This window comes from Micromonospora sp. NPDC047074 (genome assembly GCF_040643815.1).
In the GTDB taxonomy this organism is placed as follows: domain Bacteria; phylum Actinomycetota; class Actinomycetes; order Mycobacteriales; family Micromonosporaceae; genus Micromonospora.
Map to the genome: position 1 here is coordinate 142,658 of NZ_JBEYVB010000004.1, position 16,095 is coordinate 158,752.

Sequence of the window (16,095 nt, forward strand, 5' to 3'; positions counted from 1 at the left end):
AACGCCTTTGCCCCAGCGGCAATCGACCCCGGCTGACGCGATGGTCGCGCGAGTCTAACCCAAGGGCCGTGACATTGGTTGTTTCGAATGCTGGCACACCTGTCTCCCGGGGTTCCGCCGGCGCGACCTGGCAGATCGAGGGCGGCGTCCCGCTGACCGGCACGGTTCCGATCGCCGGCTTCAAACACGCGCTCGTGTCCGTGCTGGCCGGGGCGGTGGCGATCGGCGGGCGGGTGCGCATCGCCAACGTGCCCGACCTCGACGACACCCGGGTGCTCTGCGCCTCGGTACGCCACCTCGGTGGGATCGCGCGGCACGACCGGGACCGGGCACTGCTCGAACTGGACCTGGCCGGTCTGACCGGCACGGAGTTGCCGTCCGAACTCTCCACCCGGGTGCACGGCACGCTGTATCTCGTGCCGGCGGTGCTGGCCCGCACCGGACAGGTCCGGGCAGCGGGCTTCGGTGGCTGCCGGATCGGCTCCGCCGCCGGTGGCGCGCGGCCGGTGGGGCACATCGTGGACGTGTTGCGGCGCTTCGGCGCACAGGCGGACGCCGACGGTGAGGAACTGGTCGCCACCGCCGACCGGCTGACCGGCACCGACATCGACATGCGCGACTACATGGACGACCCGGTCCTGATGACCGGGCCGCTCTACTCGGGAGCGACGAAGACCGCGCTCATCGCCGCGATGGCGGCACAGGGTCGCAGCGTCATCCACCACCCGTACCCGAAGCCGGACGTGACCGAGCTGATCGCGTCCGCGCGGGCCGCCGGTGTCAGGGTGGAGCAGGACGAGTCCAGCATCACCGTCCACGGCACCGGCCGGCGGGTCGCCGACTACGCCCACCGGTTGCCAGCCGACGGGCTCGAGGCGCTCACCTACCTGACCTGCTCCCGATACCTGGCGGCCGACGACCTGCGGTTGACCGGCATGGTCCCCGGCGACCTGACCGGCATCGCGGCCGAGGTGCGGGCCCTGGCCGCGATGGGGGTCGAGCTCCACTGGGCCGACGACGGCGCGCTGGTGGCCCGGTCCGGCGGGGGGCCGCTTCGTGCCGTCGACGTCACGGTCGCCTCACGAGGCATCTTCAGCGATGCCCAGCCGTTCCTGACCCTGCTGCTCACCGGTGCCGACGGTCCGGCCCGTATCCGGGACACGGTGTGGCACAACCGGTTCCAGTACGCCACCCAACTGGTCGAGTTGGGCGCCGACATCACGGTCTCGGCGGGCGAGGCGCGGGTGCGCCCGGCCCGACCCGCCCGTGCCGGACGTACCCTCCAGGCCTCGGACGTGCGCGGCGCGGCCGTGCTCGTGCTCGCCGCGCTGGGCATCGCCGGTCCCACCACCGTGCACGGCGTGGCACACCTCGACCGCGGCTACGACGACCTGTTGGGCAAGCTGATCAAGGTGGGTGCGCAGATCACCCCGGCAGGCTGACGGCTGCCAGGTCGGCGCGCAGCAGTGCCGCGTCGGCGGCGGAGAGCCCCTGTCCCACCGCGGCGACGTTCGCGGCCAGTTGCTGCGGGTCGCTGGCGCCGGCCAGCACCGCGGAGACGCCGGGACGGTCCACGATGGCGGCGAGCGCCACGTCGGCCGGGCTCAGGCCGCGTTCGGCGGCGAAGCGGGCCAGCACGCTGCGGCGCAGGATGTTCTCCTCGGTCAGGTAGGCCCGTTGTTTCGCGGTCAGGGTCGCCGGATCGCGGGCCGTGTCCGGCCCGGCGGCCAGGAAGCCCCGCGCCAGCACCAGGCAGGCGATGAAACCCAGGCGGCAGTGCTGGGCGGCCGGCAGGACGTCCCGCTCGACCGTGTGGTCCAGCAGGTTGTAGGGCGCCTGGGTGCTGACGAGACGGGTCCGCCGCGACGAGTGGGCGTGCCAGTGGGCGTCGACCAACTGCCAGCCTGCGAAGTTCGACGTTCCGGCGTACCGGATCTTGCCGCTGCGCACCAGTTCGTCGATCGCCTCGACGGTCTCCTCGATCGGCGTGTTCGGATCGGGGGCGTGGATCTGGTAGAGGTCGATGTGATCCGTACCCAGCCGCCGGAGGCTCGCCTCGACGGCGCGGCGCAGGTGGATTCGCGAGGCTCCCCGGTGGTTGGGGCCCCGGCCGACGGCCCACCGGCCCTTGGTCGCGATCACCACCTCGTCCCGGAGCCCGGTCAACGCGCGGCCCAGCGCCTCTTCGCTGGCTCCCTTGCCGTAGACGTCGGCGGTGTCGAAGAGCACCACTCCGGCGTGCACCGCTGCTCGCACGAGCCGCTCGGTCCCGGTGGCGTCGAGCCGGGTGCCGAGATGACTACAGCCGAGACCGAGCACCGACACCCGCAGCCCGGAGTGCCCCAGGCACCGATAGCGCACGCCGTTCAGCTCCGCTTCGGGTCGGTCACGTCCGCCAGCCATCGGTCCGCCTCCGCCGAGGAGCGCAGCCGCACCACCCGGGTGCCGGTGCCGGCCAGCGCGGCCAGCCGTTCGGGAAGCTCCCGCTGGTGCCGTCGGTGCGAGCGGACGGCCCACAGCAGCACGGAGTTGCGGCCGAGCAGGGCCGACCACCCCTCACGATTGCCGGACCACAGCTCGGTCCCGCGCAGGATGCGGGAGAGGCTGCGGCGGGCCAGCCGGGGCAGGATCACCCGCAGCGGGATGTCGAGCCAGATCACCGTATCGGCCAGCGGCCACAGTGTCTGACTCACCTTGTCGATGTAGTTGCCGTCGAAGACCCACCGGGGCTGCTGGGCCCGCTCGGCCACCCGCTCGCGGAACACCTCGATCGGGGTCTGCGCCCAGTTGGGGCCGTGCTGGATGCCGTCCAGCTCGATGTGCTCGGCACCGATCCAACGGGCCAGCGGCTCCGACAGGGTGGATTTGCCGGCCCCGCTCGTGCCGATGACGACCACGCGCTGCGGCGCGCTCCCCGGGGTGGGGCCAGGAGCATCCAACGCTGGTTCTCCGACCGTCATTGTCGTCCTCAGACTGTTCAGTGGTGACATCGACCGGGGTTGACCTTGACGAGCCGCCCCGCGAGACTTGTGCCCGCTCCGGATCTTACAAGGATCCATGCCCTGACAGACGGGCTGGTAGATGGAGGGCGTCGTGACCCCAGTTGTGTCGAATGACCCGAGATCGCGGGTCGTCACCCGGATCGGCCTGACCGACTACCCGCCGGGTCGGGAGATCCTGGAGCGGGTGCTGGCGACGTTGCGCGAGGACGGGATCGCCGTGCTCGCGGGCTTCCCGGCCGAGCCGGATGTCCTGCTGCGGTTCGCCTGCCGACTCGGCCGGCCAGAGCCGCGCAATCAGGCGGAGCAGCCGGATCTGGCGGACACCACGAAGTGGGTGACCCGGGTCTGGTACCGCAGCGAGCTGCCCGAGGACGCGGAACGGGCGTACACCCAGGGCGCGACCAAGCTGGATCCGCACACCGCGCGGGCCGCTGCTCCGGTGCAGCCCCGGATGCTCATGATGCTGATGGCCGACCCCGGCGTACGCCTGGCCGACACGGAGATCGACAACGGCCAGTCGCAGTTCGCGCGGCTCGACGACGCGGTGGCCTGGCTGCGGGACAACCACGGCGCAAAGCGCGCCGCCGAGGTGCTCTCGACGCTGTCGCGGGTGCCGATCAGCACCGAGGAGCCGTACCCGGACGTCCCGGTCGTCGCCCCCATCCTGCGGGTCAGGGGCGACGGCGAGTGGCAACTGCGTTACTGGGAGGGCATCCGGGAGCACGCGGCCAACGGTGAGACGGCCGACCAGGTCGTCGGGGCGCTCGCCGACCTCGACGCCGCGCTGGCCGCGGTGCGGTTCGAGACCGTACTCGACGCCGGTGACCTGGTGCTGCTCGACAACGACCGGGTCACCCACGGTCGACGCGCCTTCCCCGCCTGGACCACCGGGCCGGACGGCACGCGGGTGCCCTCCAGCCGCCTGATCTACAACCTGCACGTCTTCAGCGATCTGGCCACGGTGCGCGACTGAGCGTCGCCGGCACGGCGGAGAGACGCGACCCGGCCGGACCGCCGGCCGGGTCGGCGATCCCGCCGGACTGCGCCCGCCGGTGCGGCCCCGGCGCCGAGGTCAGCGCCAGAAGGTGGCGGTGACCGAACGCCGGTGGGCCGCGGTGGTGGCGGGGGCTTCGACCGCGTGCCAGGACCGCTCGGAGCGCACCAGCACCGCGCTGGCGCCCAACGTCGGGGGAAGCGTCCGGGACGGTGTCACCGCGTCGGCCGTGTCGAGGATCAACAGCCGGCCACCGTCGCCCGGCTGCCAGGACTCGGTCAGGTAGAAGATCTGGGTCACGATCTTGTCCGGCTTGTCCACGTGCGCCGCGAGCCAGTCACCGCTCTGGTACTCCCAGAGGCTGAGGGTCAGTTCGCTGCCGTCGAGTGGGACGTGCGTCAGTTCGCTGATCGTCTCCCGGTAGGCGGGACCGGACAGGACGTCGACCAGGGCGGCCCACCCCTGATCCGGCAGGCTGCCCGGGCTCACCCCGTCCAGCCGGGTGGTGCGGAACCGGTAGCTCTTCTCCCGTTCGGTCTCCTCGCACGACTGCATGGCGAACCCGTCGAAGGAGCGGGACAGCCGCAGGGCCAACTCCTGCGGCAGAGTGGTCGGGAGATAGCTGTGCGGCCACGGATCGACGGTCAGCGTTGCCGTCCGCAGCGTGTCGATCAGCTCATCATGGACGTTGGTGGTCGACATTGCGCCAGCCCTTCTCAAGACTTCACGCGTACGCCATGACCTGGCGGACGGCGGCGGTGGCATAGCTGCCCGACGGCAGGAAGAAGCGCAGCCCCAGACTGCTTCGCCCGGCGAACCGGTGGTCGTCGCACGGGGCGTCGACCGAGATCGTCGTCTGTACCACCGTGGTGCGCTGCGACTGCCGCACCACCGGGGCCCCGTCGACGAAGCTGTAGCGGTCGTACGGCAGCATGGTCGCCTGGACCAGCACCCGGGCGGCGGCCTGCGGCGAGGTCACGTACCGATAGGTGATGCCGTCCACCACGACCGGGAAGTGCTCCCCTGGACAGGCCTGCTCGACCAGGGCGGACAGCTCCCGGTTCCAGCGGTCGGAGGCGAACGCGGCCAGGTAGAACGAGGTGGTCCGGGGGTCGAGCCGGGTGAAGTACGCCTCCGGCGCACCGGTCCACGCCCCGGCGCCGGAGCTTTCCGGCGCGCCGAGGCCGGCGAGTTCCCGCAGGGCGTCATCCCAGCGCCGATCGAGGATCGCCGCGCCGACGTGGTGGGTCCGCTTGGGCCCGTTGGGCACTCCGAACCGCTGCGTGTCGTAGTAGTTGAGGTAGAGGGCGGTGACCTTGCCACGGGCGCCGAGCCGGGCGGCGGTCTCGTGGTCGAGGTTTCGGACCAGGATCCGGAAGCCGTTGCCCTCGAGCTTGCCGACCTCCAGGGGCGCGTTGCCGTAGCCGTAGTGCCGCAGCTCCAGCCACCGCCCGGCTTCCTGGGCGACCCACCAGCCCTGGGCCGCGGTCTCCAGCGGCAGGGTGCCCGCCGGAACGGCGACCAACTGCTCGGTGTGCCCGTCCTCGTCCTTGAGGCCGCCGTAGGTGACCTCGGTGGAGGGCAGCCCCAGCTCGGCGGCGACCAGTCGCACCGCCTCCATCGTGGTGAAGCCGCATTTCCGCATCAACAGGTAGTGCTGCTCGGCCCGCTCCGCCGGCGTCAGCTCGACGACCATATTCTCCCGGACCACAAAGTCCTCGGGAACGAACTTCAACACAGGCTGGTCGCCGACCATGGCCGCCTTCTCCAAAATAAAGGGATGCCTTGACTAACCCGAAGCGGATTCGTATGGTAGGCGCCGACATGTGCGACTGTCAATAAATCTCGGTCAGGGGTGACTGTGCCACCAGGCATTGGTTCCGCCGGTGGCGGATTCGAGGTTTTCAAGCGGCGTTCACCGGATTCACGGCTCAATCTGAGCAGCAACGAACTGTTGCATCCGCGGATCGGCGAAGTGCTGCGGCAAGCTCTGACCGAGGTTGACCCGGAGTTACTCCGCCGCTACCCGGTCGGAGCCGGCGCGATAGCCGCGATAGCCGACTTCTTCGGAATTCCCGAGGATGAGTTCCTCGTCACGCCCGGTTCGGATTCCGCGCTACGGCTGGTGTGCGCGCACTATGCGGCCAGTAGCGGGGACAATGGCCAAATCCTACTTCAATACCCGAACTACGACGTGTGGGAGAACGTCTCGGCCCTGCATCGGCTGCCGCTGGAGCGGGTCGGCGGCGGGCCGGACGACCAGGCGGCCCGGCTGCTGGCCAGGGCCCGCGCGACGAATGGCGCCCTCGTGGTGGTGAGCGTGCCGAACGGGCCGGGCGGTTGGGTCTTCTCCGGCGCCCAGCTCGACGAGTTGACGCGGGTGGCCGCCGAGCGCGACCACCTTCTCGTCATCGACAGCTGCTACCAGGCCTTCGACGGCCCGATCGGCGCCCAGCTGGCCCGCCGGGGCGGCCCGGTCCTGGTGGTGCAGACCCTCTCCAAGTCGCACGGCCTGGCCGGCGCCCGCGTCGGGCTGCTGGCCGGCGCGCCGGGGCGGATCCACGAGTTGGCGCGCACCCAGTTGGAACAGACCGTGTCCGGCGTGACATTGCAGGTGGTGCGGGCGATGCTCGACCGCGCCGACGTGCTGGAGGAGATCTGGGCGGACATCCGGTCGGCCCGGTCCCTGGCGGAGCGGCGGCTGCGGGAGCGAGGGCTGGAGCCACTGCCCTCCGGCGGCAACTTCCTGACCGTGCCGCTCGGCACGGCGCAGCGGGCCGCCGCGACCGAACGGGCGCTCTCCACCGCCGGCTATCGGGTCAAGAACCTCTCGGCCATCACCGGCATGGCCGGCTGCCTCCGCTTCACCGTCGGCGATCAGGACACCACCGAGTCGGCCGTACGCGCTCTGCTGGCGGGGCTGTCGACGGTTGGCGAGCCCGACGATGCGGTGACCGCGCCGTGACGCTCCTGGTGCTGAACCGCCGGCCGATCGTCGACCGGATCCCCGGCTGGCTCGCCGACCTGGGCGAGGACCTGGTCCTGGTCACGGCGGCCTCCGCGCTCCGGTCAGGGGCGCCCGAACCGGCCGGGTACCGGCAGGTCACGGTCGTGGAGGACTACGACCACCCCGATGTCGAGCAGGCTCTGGTCGAGATCGGCCGGAAACACCGGGTGCGGCGGATCATCGGTACGACCGAGATCGACGTGCTGCGGGCGGCCCGGGTCAGGCAGCGGCTGGGGCTGCCCGGGCAGAACCTGGACAGCGCCCGCGCCTATCGCGACAAGCACCGGATGAAGACGATCGCCGCGGCGGCGGGCGTGCCCGTGGCCGCGATGCGACTGCTCGGCCGGGTGGCCGAGCTGGATGACTTCGTCGCGACCAACGGGCTGCCCTGCGTGGTGAAGCCGGTGTCCGGAGCCGGGTCGGTGGGGGTCCAGGTGTTGTCCGACCAGGTTGCGGTGCGGCGGTTCGTGGCCGAGCACGCCGGGAGCGCCCCCGACCGGTTCCTGGTCGAGTCCTGGGTGGCGGGTCCGGTCTACCACGTGGACGGGCTCATGGCCGGCGGCCGGGTGCTCCAGTGCTGGCCGTCGCGGATGCGCTATCCGAACCTCGACGCGGTGACCCACTCCCGCCCGTTCATCAGCTGGATGTTGCCCGCAGCCGATCGGACCGGGCAACGGCTGCGCGATCTGATGGCCACCGTGGTGGCCGCCCTGCCCGCGCCGGCCGAGGCGACCGCGTTCCACGCCGAGGTGTTCCACTGCCCGGACGACCGGTTGCTGCTCTGCGAGATCGCCTGCCGACCCGGCGGCGGAGGCATCGTCCCCACCTACGAGCGGGCCCTGGGGGTGAACCTCTACGCCGCGTCGCTGCGCGGTCAGGCGGGGGAGGACCCCTCGGCCGTCGCGGGGCAGGTGGAGCCCCGACAGCTTGCCGGCTTCGGCTGGTTCGCACCGAAAAGGGGTCGCCTGTTGAGCGTTCCGGACAATTGCCCGATTCCGGGGGTGTACCGATATGCCGCGAGCGGCCGGCCCGGTACCCGCTACCAGGGAGCACGGTCCATTTCCGACAACATCGCCAAGATCCTGCTCGCCGGCCCCGCCGATGAAGACCTGGACGAGCGAATGGCCCGACTGGAGTCCTGGTGGGACGACTCCTGCGACTGGCTGCCACCCGAGGAGGACGCGGTGCGGCACGCCGTCGGCAACAGCGCTCGGTGACCGGGCGGTAGCGGCAAATAGTGGCCCCTACTTTCCTTGACACGCCAAGACTCCTAACCATAGAATCGACCGCGATAATTGCGGTGACGTGTGGGGAGAAAGCGTGTCCAAACCCAATATCGACGTGCTCCTCGACGGCCTGTTCTCCAATTCACAGTTGCAGCGTGAATGGGAGTTGAATCCCACCGAGGTGGCCAAGCGCTATGAGCTCACCGAATCGCAATTGACCGCCCTTCTCGATGGCGATGTCGACGCCCTGCTTAGTGAGGGTCTGGCGGAACGGCACGTCCAGCAAATGCGGGTCAGCTGGTAGCCGGTAGCTTCGGCCAACACATCTTCGCCCTAGACCTCCAAAGGAAGACGTTGATGAGCAGCATCGTGAACATGGACACGCTGGGCTCGGCCGAGTTCCACACCGATCCGTTCCCGTGGGCCTACTACGAGGGCGCCTTCACCGACCCCGACAAGCTGATCGAGGCGTTCCCCACCACCGGCTTCGAGTGGCACTCGCAGCGGCGGATCCTTGAGGCGATCGGCAAGAAGGGCAGTGACGCGTGGTACCAGCACAACGTCGCCACCCGGGCGCTGTTGGAGCTGGGCGAGACCAAGCCGCACGAGCCGGGCGAGCTGGACGACATCTGGCTCCAGGTGGCCGAGGACCTCACCTCGGCGGAATACCGGGAGCGGCTGACCGACCTCACCGGCGTCGACGTGCGTGGGCTCCAGATGCAGGCGCACTTCTGGCGGTTCGACGAGGGCGCGTTCTTCACCCCGCACGTCGACAAGCCGCACAAGATCGTCACCCACCTGATGTACCTGACCGACAACTGGACCCGCGAGATGGGCGGCTGCTTCCGGGTGCTCTCCTCCGACGACCCGGAGGACGTGCACACCGAGATCCCGCCCACGCCCAACAACTCGCTCGTCCTGCGTCGCACCGACAACGCCTGGCACTCCGTGTCCCGGATCGAGATGGGTGGCCAGCGGTCGCGCAAGCTGCTTCAGGTCTGGTTCTGGGGCGAGTAGTCACTTGATCCACTGGACGACTCGGCTCGACGAGACTCCCACCTCCGCCGCAGGCGACATCCCGGTGCTGCGCCCGGACTCCCCGGTCAAGGCACGGCTGTGGGACGAGGTTCTCACCACCCAGTACGACCGGGTCGCGCCAGCCCGACCCGGTGCCCGCCTGGTGCTCGCCTGGGGCGCCGAGGCGCTGCCGGCCGCCCGGGTCTACGCCGTCCACAGTGGTAGTCGGCTGGTGGTCGGGGAGACCCTCGACGAGCTCGTGACGTCGGTGGTGGACAGCGTCGAGCCCCACCTGGTCGTGATCGCCCGCACCCACCAGTTGCGGGTGCGGGCCCTGGCGGCGCTCTCGGCGGCGGCCCGCGAATCCGGTCGGCCGGTCGGGTTCCTCTGCGGGCGGGACGCCGCCGGGCTGTCCTTCTCGGTGGCCAAGGCGCTGCTGTTGCCGCGCGCCGGGCTCACCGGCATCGACGTGTTCGACGCACCCTCCCACCGCGCGGAGGAGAACCGCTCCGGCGTACCCGAGGATCTCGCCGGCTGCCTGGTCCACCCCGCGCTGGCCAAGGTGCTGCGCAGCCACGGCGAGGGTGGCCACGCCAAGCTGCCCGGCGTCGTGTGCTGTGGCCTGCCCGACGAGGTGGAGTTCGCCGACGCTCCGGAGGCCGGCTGCGCCCGGCCGGAGCGCCGGTGCAAACGGGCCCCGGCCATCGATGCCGAGGTGGTGTTCGCCGACGAGCTCGCCGCCCCGGTCGTCTGCTTCGTGTGCTGCAACGGGTTCAACGTCGCCAGTGAGCTCTACCCGTCGTCGGTGTCGATGGCCGTTTCCTTCGTCGAGGGCTGGTCGGGGGCGCTGATCGCACCGATCCGCCCGCTGGTCGCCCCCGACGAGATGGTCACCGCGCTCTCCACCGGCCTGGCCGACGGTCACGCACTCGGCCGGATCGTGCTGCGGCTCAACGAGATGAGTGGCCGGATCGGGCAAGCCGACGCGTTCGTCCTGCACGGGGACCCGTGCCTGGCTCTCGCCACGACGGGCGGCGGCGAGCCCGCCGGCGTCGACGCGGGCGCGGCCGACGATCGGGACGAGCATCCGGCGGAGTGGCTCAGCCGGGTGCTGCGGCACGCCGAGCGTGGCCGGCGGCTGCTGCGTGCGGCGCGGGCATGGCTCGGTGACGAGGGTGAGGCTGCTCTCGACCCGTTGCGTACCCGCTTCGCGCACCTGGAACGCTCCACCCTCAACGCTCTGAAGTGGGCTCAGGTCGAGCCGTCCGGCGCGTCCCGGCAGCGACTGCTGCGCAACACGACGCTGATCCGGTTCGGCATCGGCCAGTGGGACCGGGCCCTGGCCCAACTGCTGTTGGAGTCGCGGGCCAGCCTGGACGCCTTCGACATCGGGCACTACGACCAGAACCTGGCCGAGATCCGTCCGGGCGATCCGTGCCTGCGCTGCACGACCCCGACCGAGGTGCACATCTTCGGTGCCGACGAGGTGCCCGCCGAGCGTCGCACGGCCGAACTGTGCCTGGTGTGCGGCCCGATCCGGGCGAGCCGGCTCGAAGGCGTCTCGTTGACGGTGGTGTCCAGCCCGCGTACCGGCCAGGGTGGCGAACCGTTCCGGCTGCGGGCCGCCCTGCGGGTCCCACCGCCGTCGTCCCGGCTGGTCGACGTGGTGCAGGTGCAGCTGCGCTTCTTCGACAAGGCCAACGACCGTTGCGTACACCAGGAGGCCCGGACGGTGCCGGCCCAGGACCAGACTCTCGACTTCGACTTCGACCTGCCGGTCGACCTCGGCGTCGATCTGCACAGCATCCGGCTGGTGGCGGCAAGCGGGTTCGACCTCGCCTACGCCCGGGCCCGGTTCGCCAGCCTGCCCGGGCTGGTCGGCGCGCGCAGCGGGGATCCGGTCCGATGACCGGTACGGCCACCCTGCTCCACCACGACGGCACCGAGGAGATTCCCCGGTTCCTCGGCGCGCCCGGCGCCGCCCTGTTCGGCTGCCTGCACCGGCCGGCGGGCGTCGCCCGGTCGCTGGTGGTGCTCTGTTCCTCCATCGGGGCGGAGTGGAAGTACAACTACCGGCGCGAGGTGCTGCTCGCCCGGCGGCTCGCCGAGCGGGGGGTGGCCGCCGTGCGGTTCCACTACCTGGGCTCGGGTAACAGCGACGACGGCAGCCCCGACTTCGCGGCCCTGGTGGCACAGGCCCGCCAGGTCGAGGCGTGGGGGCGGGCGGAGTCCGGGGCCACCCGGGTCGGCTACTTCGGTGCCCGGTTCGGCGCGCTCGTCGCCGCGGCGGCGAGCGCGGACACCGACATGCCGCTGACCGCCTGGGGCGCTCCCGGTACGGGCGCCGGATACTTCCGGGAGCTGCTGCGGATCGAGCGGGTGGGGCGGCTGGCCGAGGGGAGTGCCGCGTTCGCCGAGGCCGAGGAACCGCGCGTGCGGCTGGCCCGGGGCGAGCCGGCCGACGTCGTCGGTTACCCGCTGCCTCCCGAACTGTACGACTCGGCCCAGTCGTTGGTGTTCACCGAACTGGCCGGGACCGCACCGCGCGACGTCTGCCTCGTCGAGATCGGTGGCGACGGCTCCGCCCGCCGGGCGGCGGAGAGCCTGACGGAACGTGGGCTACGCGTACACGCCAGCCGACTCGTGGAGGACCGGTCATGGTGGCTGCACGACGCCGACTGGCGTCCGGACGAAACCCGTCAGACGGTACGGAACATGATCGAGGAGACGGTGGACTGGTTTCTCACCGTGCTGCCGACGTGACCGGCGCGGCGGGCGCGCCACCGGCGCGGGCAGCCGATGAGCGGCCCTTCTACTTCCGTGCCGGCGCCGAGCACATCTTCGGGGTGCTCACGGAGCCGACGGCCGCCGACAGCGGGGTGGGCGTCCTGCTGCTCTCCGGCGGGGTCTACGTGCTGTCGACGAACCGGAACCGGCTCTACGTCAGGATGGCCCGGCAGCTCGCCGCGCAGGGGCACCGGTCGCTACGGATCGACTACCGGGGCGTCGGCGAGAGCACCGGCATGATCGGCGACTATCCTCTCGACGACCCGAACGTGCCCGACGTCGAGGCCGCCATCGGTCAGCTCGTCGCCGCCGGGGCACGGCGGATCGTCCTGGTCGGCTCCTGCTACGGCGCGCGGGCCGCGATGCACGTGGCGGCCGGCCATCCCGCCCTCGCCTCCATGGTGCTGCTCGCACCACCGCTGGGCGACCGGGGGCGGGGCGCGGCAGCCACCCCCGACGAGGTCGGGAAGGTCTTCCAGGACCGGTTGTCCACGTTGTGGCGACGCAGGATCCCCACTCTGCTGCTCTACGGGCAGGAGGACAACTACTACCACGACTTCGCCCGGGCATCGGCCGAGCCGTGGCTCTCGGGCCTGTTCGGCGACGGCTCCGCGCTGGTGCTGCGGACACTGCCGGGAAAGGCGCACGGCCTGCAACGGATCGACCTCCAGGATGTCTTCGTCGACACGGTGCTGGACTGGGTGGCCTCGGTGACGGGAGGCGACCGTGCCCCTGCTGTCTGACGCGTGGACGGCGCGGGAATCGCACCGGCATCCGTACCGGTGGCTGGCCACCGAGCCGGGCGATCTGCTTGCGCCGGACACCGCGCACCGGTTGGCGGAGACGTTCCCGGACGACGGGTACACCCGCCGCGACGAGAGCACCCGGACCTCCGGCAAGCAGTACCGCAACTTCTCCCGGGAAGTGCTCGGCCCCGCTGTGGACGTCACCGGCGAACTGCCGGAGCCCTGGCGGCGGCTGATCGCGGAACTCGTCGACCCGACCTACCGGGCCCGGGTGGCCGCACTGCTCGACCAGGAGCCGGCCGGCTCGTTGGAGGTGCGACTGGTCCGGCACGCCGCCGGCGACTGGCTCGGCCCGCACACCGACCGGGGCGACAAGCTGTTCAGTCACATCCTCTACTTCAACCCCGGCTGGCAGGAGGAGTGGGGCGGCTGTCTCGAGATCCTCGACGGCGACGACCCGACGGCCGTGGTCGGCCGGGTCGTACCCCGGCTGGGTGCCTCGGCCCTGCTCGCGCAGGCGAGCAACTCGTGGCACCAGGTCACCGCCGTGTCCGGGACCTCCGTGCAGAGCCGGACGTCGTTGCTGGTGCACGGCCTGCGATGAGGATTCTCGTGGTCGGCTGCCCCGGGGCGGGCAAGAGTACCTTCGCCGCTTCGCTCGCCCGGGCCACCGGGCTGCCGTTGCGGCACCTCGACGACGAGTACTGGGGCGCGGGCTGGAGCCGCCCCGACCAGCAGTGGTGGCTGGAGCACCAGACCCGGCTCACCGGTGGCGAGCACTGGATCATCGACGGCAACTACCTGCCGACGATGCAGCTGCGGGTACCCCGGGCGGACCTGGTCGTGCTGGTGGACGCCGCGACGTCCACCTGCCTGGTGCGGGTACTGCGCCGGGCCTGGCGGATCAGACGGGGAGATCCCGCCGCCCTGCCGGAGCGGGTCCGTGCCCAGGCCGAGTCGGGCACCCCGGTCCCGGCGACCAAGGCCTTTCTCCCGTTGCTGGCGATGATCCTGCGGTTCCGGCGACGGGACTGGTGGCGCGTGGTCGACGTGGCCACGGCCCAGCCGGGAACGACGCTGCTGGCCGCCGTCGTCGGCGGGCCGCTCGGCACCCGCCTGGCCGGGGTACGCCGCCGGCTGTCCGGGCGGGCCCCGTCGGCCACGGTCTGCCCGTTGCCGACCGCTGCGCAAGTGATCCGTGAACTGATCGGTGACGACGGCGCCACGTCCGGACGAGCCGCTGACGCGCAGGTCCACGAACTACAGGGAGGGAACCGGCCATGAAGATCTTGGTGTGTTGGCCGCCGCACGTGCCCAGTTACTTCAACGCCGGTCATCACCTGCCTGTCTTCTCCATCACCGCATTCATGCGGGCCCAGGGGCACACCGTCGACGCGTTGGACGCGGGCGCGCTGAACTACTCGTGGAAGGAGTTCGGCGACCTGGTCTTCCAGGGCAGGTACGACGTGATCGCCCTGGTCAACGACTTCGACGTGGTCGAGGGGGTACGCCGGGCGGCCGACTACGTCCGGGCCCTGGCGCCGGAGAGCACGGTGCTGACCGTGGGCCGGCTGAGTTTCCAGAACCCGCAGTTCTTCCAGGGCTTCGACCTCGACGCGGTGGTCCAGGGCGGAGACTACGAGGCCGGCGTCGCCGAGGTGGTGCGGTGGGTCGCCGAGGGACGCCCGGACGACGCCGACGCCCCCGGGGTGGCACTGCGGACCTCGACCGGTTGGCGGACGCCGAACCGGCCCGGGACCTGGTTCCCCGCCGACCAGTGGGTGCTGCCCGACGTGCGGGACATCCCGTATGCGCACTACGAGCAGCTGTACCACCGGGACCAGAACAAGTTCTGCGGCATTCCCGACCGCCGGGAACTGGTGGTGCCGGTGGCCCGGGGCTGCCCCGTCGGATGCGACTTCTGCGACGTGCCGACGATGCAGGGACTGCGGGAGCGCCGGATCAGCGTCGAGCGGGCCGTCGACTACATCGTCACCTCCTTCGCCGAGCACCCGTTCGAGTACGTCGCCTTCTACGCCCCGACCTTCACTCTCGACCGGCAGTGGGTCCGTCAGCTCTGTGACGCGCTGATCGACCAACCGCGCCAGTACCGCTGGAAGTGCGCCACCACGATGCACCACCTGAACGAGGAACTGGTCGAACGGATGGCACGTTCGGGGTGCGTGCGGATCAGTGTCGGCGTGGAGACGTTCGAGACCGAGGCCGAGGGGGAGCTGCCCCGGGTGAAGCGGTCCGCGGCCGCCCGATTCGAGACGCTGGTGCGCTGGTGCGACCAGTACGGCGTGGAACTCAACTGCTTCGTCATCGTGGGTCTGCCCGGCACCAGCCCCGAAGGCACCCGCAAGACGATGGAGATGATCAGCGCGGCCGGCGCCCGGGTCCGCCCCACTCTCTACACCCCGTACCACCAGATGCGTGCCGACATGACCGAACGCGAGGTCAGCGCGTTCAACCGGCAGACCTTCGTCGACGCGGACGAGGTGCGGCGCGCCGGACACGACCCGCAGGAGTTCCTCCAGTTGCTGTTCCGCGCCGACGACTACCAGACCCCGTCGACCGAGCGGATCCCGCAGGCGATCGGGACCTGATGGACGCCGACTCCCCGCGTACGCTGCTCGCCGGCCGGGTGGCCAACCTGCGCGACCTGGGCGGACTGCCGGCCGGGGACGGCGCGGTGGTCCGCCAGGGCCGGCTGCTGCGGTCGGCCACCCTGGTGCACCACGACGACGCGGTGCTCGACGAGGTGACCACGACGGTCGGCGCAGGTGTCTACTTCGACCTGCGTACCGATCGCGAGGTGGATCGCGACGGGGACGCCCGGCCGTTGGTGGCGCGGGGCTGGCACTGGCATCGGCTACCGATCCAGGACCTCGATCCGGACGACGACGTCGACGAGCCGGCCGTGCGGCGGTACCGACGGGCGATGCCCCGTTACCTCGCCGCCGCGCGGACGATCGGCGAGCATCTCGGGCGGTACCCGGTCGGTGTGGTCGCCTGCTCCCTGGGCAAGGACCGCACCGGCCTCGTGGTGGCGGTGCTGTTGCGTCGGCTCGGGGTGCCGCTTGCCGACATCGGTGTCGACTTCACCCTGAGCAACGCCTGCCTGGCTCGGCAACGCCGGTTCCTGCCGCCGCGCTGGCGTGACGCGCGGCGGTCGATCGGGCAGGTGGTCGCCGACGACTGCCTGGCCGCGTTGACCGACGAGGTGGCGGCCGGGCCGGATCCCCAGCTGCGCCAGATTCTGCTGACCAGCGGGGACGATGGGGGGGAACGTGGAGTTCGGCTGGACTGAGGA

At 71.1% G+C, this 16,095-nt stretch carries 17 protein-coding genes; 13 read left to right on the forward strand and 4 right to left on the reverse strand.

Going from position 1 to position 16,095, the window contains the following annotated elements; genetic code table 11:
* Positions 1-68: 68 nt before the first annotated feature.
* A complete protein-coding gene (locus tag ABZ809_RS09260) occupies positions 69-1,442 on the forward strand; it encodes a hypothetical protein (RefSeq protein ID WP_357561954.1) in 1,374 nt (457 codons plus the stop codon).
* Here the strand turns inward: ABZ809_RS09260 and ABZ809_RS09265 are convergent.
* The gene (locus ABZ809_RS09265; RefSeq protein ID WP_357561955.1) at positions 1,426-2,403 is read right to left on the reverse strand and encodes an aldo/keto reductase; all 978 of its coding nucleotides are present in this window, start codon (positions 2,401-2,403) and stop codon (positions 1,426-1,428) included. The two genes, ABZ809_RS09260 and ABZ809_RS09265, sit on opposite strands and share 17 nt — an antisense overlap.
* Positions 2,367-2,960, reverse strand: coding sequence for an AAA family ATPase (locus ABZ809_RS09270; RefSeq protein WP_357561956.1), 594 nt, complete (start codon positions 2,958-2,960; stop codon positions 2,367-2,369). Before ABZ809_RS09270 ends, ABZ809_RS09265 begins: the two co-directional genes overlap by 37 nt.
* Positions 2,961-3,093: 133 nt before the next feature.
* Between ABZ809_RS09270 and ABZ809_RS09275 the strand changes: the two genes are divergently transcribed.
* Entirely contained in the window at positions 3,094-3,975 is an 882-nt protein-coding gene (locus ABZ809_RS09275) for a TauD/TfdA family dioxygenase (RefSeq protein WP_357561957.1), read from the forward strand.
* A 99-nt stretch (positions 3,976-4,074) separates the two neighbouring features.
* Here the strand turns inward: ABZ809_RS09275 and ABZ809_RS09280 are convergent, their stop codons facing one another.
* Positions 4,075-4,698: a 2OG-Fe(II) oxygenase family protein gene (locus tag ABZ809_RS09280; protein ID WP_357561958.1), complete on the reverse strand. Its 624-nt coding sequence runs from the start codon at positions 4,696-4,698 to the stop codon at positions 4,075-4,077.
* A 22-nt stretch (positions 4,699-4,720) separates the two neighbouring features.
* Positions 4,721-5,752: a tRNA pseudouridine(13) synthase TruD gene (gene truD / locus ABZ809_RS09285; RefSeq protein ID WP_357561959.1), complete on the reverse strand. Its 1,032-nt coding sequence runs from the start codon at positions 5,750-5,752 to the stop codon at positions 4,721-4,723.
* Between the two features lie 105 nt (positions 5,753-5,857).
* Here truD and ABZ809_RS09290 point away from each other — a divergent pair, with 105 nt between their 5' ends.
* From ABZ809_RS09290 to ABZ809_RS09340, 11 genes are all read left to right on the forward strand, one after another.
* Entirely contained in the window at positions 5,858-6,961 is a 1,104-nt protein-coding gene (locus ABZ809_RS09290; protein ID WP_357561960.1) for an aminotransferase class I/II-fold pyridoxal phosphate-dependent enzyme, read from the forward strand.
* Positions 6,958-8,220 (forward strand): hypothetical protein, encoded by a 1,263-nt coding sequence (locus tag ABZ809_RS09295; protein WP_357561961.1) that lies wholly within the window; start codon positions 6,958-6,960, stop codon positions 8,218-8,220. Before ABZ809_RS09290 ends, ABZ809_RS09295 begins: the two co-directional genes overlap by 4 nt.
* A gap of 103 nt (positions 8,221-8,323) precedes the next feature.
* Positions 8,324-8,533 (forward strand): hypothetical protein, encoded by a 210-nt coding sequence (locus tag ABZ809_RS09300; RefSeq protein WP_357561962.1) that lies wholly within the window; start codon positions 8,324-8,326, stop codon positions 8,531-8,533.
* Between the two features lie 53 nt (positions 8,534-8,586).
* The gene (locus tag ABZ809_RS09305; protein WP_357561963.1) at positions 8,587-9,246 is read left to right on the forward strand and encodes a 2OG-Fe(II) oxygenase; all 660 of its coding nucleotides are present in this window, start codon (positions 8,587-8,589) and stop codon (positions 9,244-9,246) included.
* Between the two features lie 4 nt (positions 9,247-9,250).
* Entirely contained in the window at positions 9,251-11,155 is a 1,905-nt protein-coding gene (locus ABZ809_RS09310; protein ID WP_357561964.1) for a hypothetical protein, read from the forward strand.
* Complete coding sequence (locus tag ABZ809_RS09315; protein ID WP_357561965.1) at positions 11,152-12,009, forward strand: hypothetical protein; 858 nt, start codon at positions 11,152-11,154, stop codon at positions 12,007-12,009. Before ABZ809_RS09310 ends, ABZ809_RS09315 begins: the two co-directional genes overlap by 4 nt.
* The gene (locus ABZ809_RS09320; protein WP_357561966.1) at positions 12,006-12,776 is read left to right on the forward strand and encodes an alpha/beta fold hydrolase; all 771 of its coding nucleotides are present in this window, start codon (positions 12,006-12,008) and stop codon (positions 12,774-12,776) included. Before ABZ809_RS09315 ends, ABZ809_RS09320 begins: the two co-directional genes overlap by 4 nt.
* Positions 12,760-13,383: a 2OG-Fe(II) oxygenase family protein gene (locus ABZ809_RS09325; RefSeq protein WP_357561967.1), complete on the forward strand. Its 624-nt coding sequence runs from the start codon at positions 12,760-12,762 to the stop codon at positions 13,381-13,383. Before ABZ809_RS09320 ends, ABZ809_RS09325 begins: the two co-directional genes overlap by 17 nt.
* Positions 13,380-14,063: a hypothetical protein gene (locus tag ABZ809_RS09330; RefSeq protein ID WP_357561968.1), complete on the forward strand. Its 684-nt coding sequence runs from the start codon at positions 13,380-13,382 to the stop codon at positions 14,061-14,063. Before ABZ809_RS09325 ends, ABZ809_RS09330 begins: the two co-directional genes overlap by 4 nt.
* Entirely contained in the window at positions 14,060-15,388 is a 1,329-nt protein-coding gene (locus ABZ809_RS09335) for a radical SAM protein (RefSeq protein ID WP_357561969.1), read from the forward strand. Before ABZ809_RS09330 ends, ABZ809_RS09335 begins: the two co-directional genes overlap by 4 nt.
* Positions 15,388-16,092, forward strand: a complete 705-nt coding sequence (locus tag ABZ809_RS09340) for a tyrosine-protein phosphatase (RefSeq protein ID WP_357561970.1) — start codon at positions 15,388-15,390, stop codon at positions 16,090-16,092. The genes ABZ809_RS09335 and ABZ809_RS09340 overlap by 1 nt, the downstream gene beginning before the upstream one ends.
* Positions 16,093-16,095: the final 3 nt, after the last annotated feature.